The sequence below is a fragment of the Streptococcus pluranimalium genome, from assembly GCF_047785745.1.
In the GTDB taxonomy this organism is placed as follows: Bacteria; Bacillota; Bacilli; order Lactobacillales; family Streptococcaceae; genus Streptococcus; species Streptococcus pluranimalium_B.
Genome location: NZ_JBLOJT010000117.1, coordinates 1 through 5,084, shown reverse-complemented (window position 1 = coordinate 5,084; position 5,084 = coordinate 1). Strand labels below are relative to the sequence as shown.

General features: G+C 34.1%; 5 protein-coding genes. All 5 read right to left on the bottom strand.

Features of this window, described 5'->3' with window-relative positions; genetic code table 11:
* Window positions 1-1,226 precede the first annotated feature (1,226 nt).
* Window positions 1,227-1,499, bottom strand: a complete 273-nt coding sequence (locus tag ACMZ6U_RS09285) for a bacteriocin immunity protein (RefSeq protein ID WP_416108164.1) — start codon at window positions 1,497-1,499, stop codon at window positions 1,227-1,229.
* The gene (locus tag ACMZ6U_RS09280; protein WP_416108162.1) at window positions 1,499-1,825 is read right to left on the bottom strand and encodes a hypothetical protein; all 327 of its coding nucleotides are present in this window, start codon (window positions 1,823-1,825) and stop codon (window positions 1,499-1,501) included. The genes ACMZ6U_RS09285 and ACMZ6U_RS09280 overlap by 1 nt, the downstream gene beginning before the upstream one ends.
* 326 nt (window positions 1,826-2,151) lie before the next feature.
* Window positions 2,152-3,042, bottom strand: a complete 891-nt coding sequence (locus ACMZ6U_RS09275; protein WP_416108160.1) for a helix-turn-helix domain-containing protein — start codon at window positions 3,040-3,042, stop codon at window positions 2,152-2,154.
* A 68-nt stretch (window positions 3,043-3,110) separates the two neighbouring features.
* Window positions 3,111-3,806, bottom strand: coding sequence for an ABC transporter permease (locus ACMZ6U_RS09270; RefSeq protein WP_416108158.1), 696 nt, complete (start codon window positions 3,804-3,806; stop codon window positions 3,111-3,113).
* Complete coding sequence (locus tag ACMZ6U_RS09265) at window positions 3,799-4,629, bottom strand: ABC transporter ATP-binding protein (RefSeq protein ID WP_416108156.1); 831 nt, start codon at window positions 4,627-4,629, stop codon at window positions 3,799-3,801. Before ACMZ6U_RS09265 ends, ACMZ6U_RS09270 begins: the two co-directional genes overlap by 8 nt.
* Window positions 4,630-5,084 lie beyond the last annotated feature (455 nt).

Here is a 5,084-nt window from a genome sequence, read left to right as displayed (position 1 = left end):
ATATACAAGGTGGCGTTCACAAGTTCTCGTTTAGACCATTTATAGGTGCCGTGTTTGGAGAAATAGGGTTCAAGTTGAGCCCATTCTTGATCGCTTAAATCAGTATCATATGCTTTTCGTGCCATATCTTTAGTTTAACATTTTTTATGAATACAGGTTCTTAAAAGTATCAAGATAAAAAGAAACACCCCTGTTGACCTTAGCCACCTTAGGTGACTGGTCTGGGGTGCTCTTCTTCCCTGTCTTGGCAAAGAATTTTTTGATTTTGTTTTTATTTGCTGATATAATTAAATAGCAAGAATATAGTGCATGTACGCACCAAAGCCCCGAAGACGGACCAATGTACTTCGGGGCTTTTTTACGTTCTCGAAAGATTAACGAGCAGGCTAGCGTCAGCGTTTGTCCTCGCTATCTAACCATTTTCAGATGTAATGTGCCGTTACTTCTGCCATAATAGCAAGTAAGACGTCAATAATATAATGCCTGTACAACACCTCCTTTCATGAACCTCGCGGAACACAATCGGTCTGCCGACATCTTTTTTATTATAACACGATTATTTTGCGTTTTAAGAGATGTTAAAGGTTGGTTAGGTAAAATACTCTTATTCCTAAAACTTTTCTTTTTCATAATCTCCTAGAGCCAAATCAATTATTTGACTTTTTTAACTTATCAAAACTAATCTTGTTTTCACAAAAATGAACGTTTAAAAGCGCACGCAATACCAAATAGGTGTTTGAGGATTTCACCAAAAGACAAAACGATAATCCCTTTCTCTAGCCACTATGAAGTGAGGTTAGGGACGGGGCTATCGCTTTGATTTTAGCATTTGTATATACAAATGCTATGCTTGCCAACATAAGAGGAAGCAAATTGACTAGGATAACAAATTCTCTTTATCGAACCTTATGTCATCATTTTATAACACTTAAAATGACTGAAAAGAGCATAAGGGAAACTGTCCTCACGTAATGTTTGGAGTTGATAGTATCAATGTTTCCGGTGATAGCATTTTTCTCGTCTTCGCCTACTTTTGAATATTCTTTAACACACCGTAAAGCATACTAGTATTACTTTTACATACTCTTGGATAGAGCTTTAGAGCGAATGAACACACGAAAATAGCACCCTCCAGAAAGTTTGTAAACCCAACAACTTCGTATTATCGTACAAAAAAAGCTGACCCAAAAAGGCCAGCAAATTAACATAAAAGTATAAATCATATTTTACTTTTTAAAAAAATTTATCCAAGAAAAACGACTAGGTAATCGAAAATATCTAATCAAATGTTGATATAATTCAAACAAATTTGGAGATAATTGAAACTGTATAGCAAGAGGAGCTAAACTATTCTTCAATTGATACATTACAGAATCAATAGATTTATCTTGTTCAATATAACTTAGACTATCCTTTAAAAGAGTCTTTTCATAGTCAGTAATTTCTTTATCTTCCACAAGTTGTTTCAACCATTTGATATAATGCTCTGTATTATACATTAACAGCCACCTAACACTTTTTCATATACAGGATTATAATAAATTAAAGCACTAGGAGCTTTAGCCCAACCTCCTATAACAGTATTTACGGTATGATTTAAATTACTGGTAGTCTGAACCATCTTCCACTCTCCAGTAGCTGTATGCTTATAAAAACTGTAAGGGGCAGCAGTATACGCATACTTCCAACATCCTCCTCCTGCACCAGGATAAACCCACACTCTCAATCTACCTAACGCCTTGTTAACTCTGTAATACTCAGGAATATCAAAATCAGTAATAATAGCTTCTTTAACACCAGCATCAATAGCTTCTGATAAAGCCATTTTTGGAATATCATCTTTTGTATCTGCTTTAGCTATATTCCCTGATAAAAAAACAAAAACACCAATAATAGCTAATAAACAAATAATTACACTCGTGGTGCTAGTTGATTTTCAACGACAATAAAAAGCCCAAAAGGACTATACTGTAAGTGATAAAACAAACAGGAAGTCGCCCTAATGAGCCACTTACAGTATACCGCTAAACCCCATCATTTACAATGGAATATCAAATAAAAAACCATAAAATCGAACCAAAATTCATGATGCATCTTCTTTCTTGGAAAATATATCACAATGATAAACTCTAAAAACAGGACAATAATGTCCTAGACTAACCTTTTGTCTTTGTCGTATTCCATTTTTAAACGATTAAGCAATATCGGTTCGTCTAAAGACTCAGCGATTAGAAAAGCTGTTTGATAGCTACTTTCCATCTGCTCGATATCCCCTTGAAACAAGGCTAACTTAGCTTTAAACATCTCTAAAATCGGTTTATTTTGATAATGCTTAGTGACTTTAATCACACGATCTAACGTGTCAATACAGTCTGGATAGTAGGCAACATTTTCTTGCGTTAAAACTGCCAAAACAACTTCTTCCATTTGATAAGCAATATCTGGATCAGATAAGTCTCCTTTTGTAAAAATGGATGGAACAAAATGATTAAAATAACGCTTATTTTCAATTCCAAGTGTACATAATACTAAATACAGTGAAATCAAAAGATAATCATTCCAAGTATAATTTTCCTTTAGTAATAGCTGATGAAAATATTCTTCAACGAGAGGTTCCGCAAAAGCCGTTTTACGAGTCATAAAGACATCTAATTTTGCTTGAATAATTTCAATAGCCATCTGTTCTTCTTCTGGAACTGAATCATAATAGGTTTGCAGTTCATCCATCAACCCATCCAAATAGTTTAATCTTTCAGGATCTTCGTAACTTTTGAATTGGACAATACGACGTTTAAGAGACACATATGACTGAGGAAGCGCCATTTTATCAGGTTCAATAAACTCCTGAATGGAAACGCCTAGTCTTGACGCAATAAAAAGGCCTTTATCTATTGACAGCAAACTCTTCCCTGTTTCAATCCGAGTTAATTGTCGGACGCTCAAATGTGATTCATCATCGCAGAGAGCTTCCTTCGTATACCCCTTACGCTTTCTTGCAGCCCTAACCCGCTGTCCTATCTCAGCTTTCAATTCCTCAGACATCATTATTCTCCATACATAATAATGATATTATTATAACAAAAAAATACAGAAATATTAATATTTCTATATTATTGACGCATTTTTAAATTCCTCTTGTAAGAATAAATAAGAGCAACAGCAAGTAAGATTGCCCATACCAATAGGGCATAGAACTGCTGAGAAAATAACTCAAATGTTTTCCCTTGGGTCAAAAAGGCCTGACTTAAACCGATAAAAGAATAATCCAAAACTGTATTAAAACCTTTAAGTTCAGCTGATAAAATTGGGAGAAAGGTTACAAAAAAGAAAATCATTAAACTGTATGCACTAGCTTGCAATTGCGTTTTAGATAATAAGGCAATCGTACTATTTAATGCGATAAAAACCATTGTTGTCATTAAAATGACGACAAAATATGTCCCCCAAGAAACAATCTCAACACCACCTATCATTGGGATAACAAGCGCAGAAATGGTGGAAAAAATAATAGGAAAGGCAAATATCGAAAGCAGATACTCTGCCTCACCAACTCCAGATAGCAACAAGGTTTTTAAATTTCTTTTTTCTTTCTCCTCGCTAATAATCATCGATGAAAAAATACCTGCTGTTAGCGCATAAATCATATTAACTGACATTGATAGTAAAGAAACACTCCCTCTCATATCAGGAATAATATTCAAAAGATAGGCATCTACTATCGGCATAAGACCACAGATGATTAGAATGACTTTATTACTTAATAGGTAGCGCCATCTCAACCACAACAAAGATGAAAAATTAGCCATGATTTTCCTCCGTCAATTTGATAAATATAGTTTCTAAGCTTGTTTCATAGGTATGCATGCTAACAACATCATGATCCAAATAATCTTTTACGTTCGATTTAGCTACAATTATTTTTTTACCACTAGCATAGGTTAACTCAATAGCATCTTGTTTACTATGTCGAGCAATGATATCAGATGGACTTCCATTTTCGACAATTTGTCCTTTATGCAAAATAGTAATACAATCACATAATTTGCTAGCTTCTAACATATTATGCGTCGTCAAACAAATTGTTGTTCCCTTCTTTTTTAAATCAATAAGGATATCATGGACTTTTTGTGCAAGAGTTGGATCCATCCCTGATGTTGGTTCATCTAGAAAAACAATATCTGGTTGGTGTAAAATTGCTCTAATGAGCAATAATCTTTGTTTCATTCCAACGGATAATACCTCAGCTTTTTTCTTTCTATCTTTATACAAATCTAGCTTATCTAAAAAATCATATACCACTTCTATAGGGACTCTATGGAATTTAGCGAAGAAAATAAGATTATCTTCCACTGACATTTTATCGTAAAAACCAACAACATCACTCATGATACCTATTCTTTTGAAGTCATGCTTGGTTAATGATGACACATCTTTTCCGAAGATAGTTGCTCCTCCACTATCCGCACGAAGCTGACCAGTTAAAATATTAATTGTTGTTGTCTTACCAGCTCCCGAAGGACCTAAGAATCCAAAGATTTGACCTTTATCAAGGCTAAAAGAAATATTATCCAGTGCAGGTGAGCCATTAAATGACTTTGATAACTGTTTGACTTCAATTTGTTTAGACATCTTTTTCTCCTTTGTGCATGTCTTACCATTATAAAATAATATCTCCTAGAAAACAGGACATATTTGACCTATTAGAAAATTCATTTTTAAACGATATTATTCTTACAAATTCGTTAAAACTGCAGTTTAGAATCGAGTAAAAAATGGAGGTAAAAACGATGCTAACTGGTGTACTCATCTATACAGGTGTTAAAGTAGGACTAGCAGCTGCTGCAGCCTACTATTATACACATCGATAATGTAGAAAAGAGAATTCCTTATATGGATTCTCTTTTTTCATGTTTACTTAAAAATCTAATATTAAAAAATACTCCTAATTTAGGGAGTTTATCTGAATCTTGGCCATAATCCTAGTAATAAAGACAGATATCTTTGTGTGCAAGCACAAAAAATGCCCTACGCCAAACCATAAAGCGTTCTGATTTTAGGTGATAGAGGGGACTTAGACTAGGTAG

Excerpts from the sequence above, each read along its gene's own strand:
- ACMZ6U_RS09285 (WP_416108164.1), bottom strand. The coding sequence starts at position 1,499 with ATGTATAATACAGAGCATTATATCAAATGGTTGAAACAACTTGTGGAA.
- ACMZ6U_RS09280 (WP_416108162.1), bottom strand. The coding sequence starts at position 1,825 with ATGGCTTTATCAGAAGCTATTGATGCTGGTGTTAAAGAAGCTATTATT.
- ACMZ6U_RS09275 (WP_416108160.1), bottom strand. The coding sequence starts at position 3,042 with ATGTCTGAGGAATTGAAAGCTGAGATAGGACAGCGGGTTAGGGCTGCA.
- ACMZ6U_RS09270 (WP_416108158.1), bottom strand. The coding sequence starts at position 3,806 with ATGGCTAATTTTTCATCTTTGTTGTGGTTGAGATGGCGCTACCTATTA.
- ACMZ6U_RS09265 (WP_416108156.1), bottom strand. The coding sequence starts at position 4,629 with ATGTCTAAACAAATTGAAGTCAAACAGTTATCAAAGTCATTTAATGGC.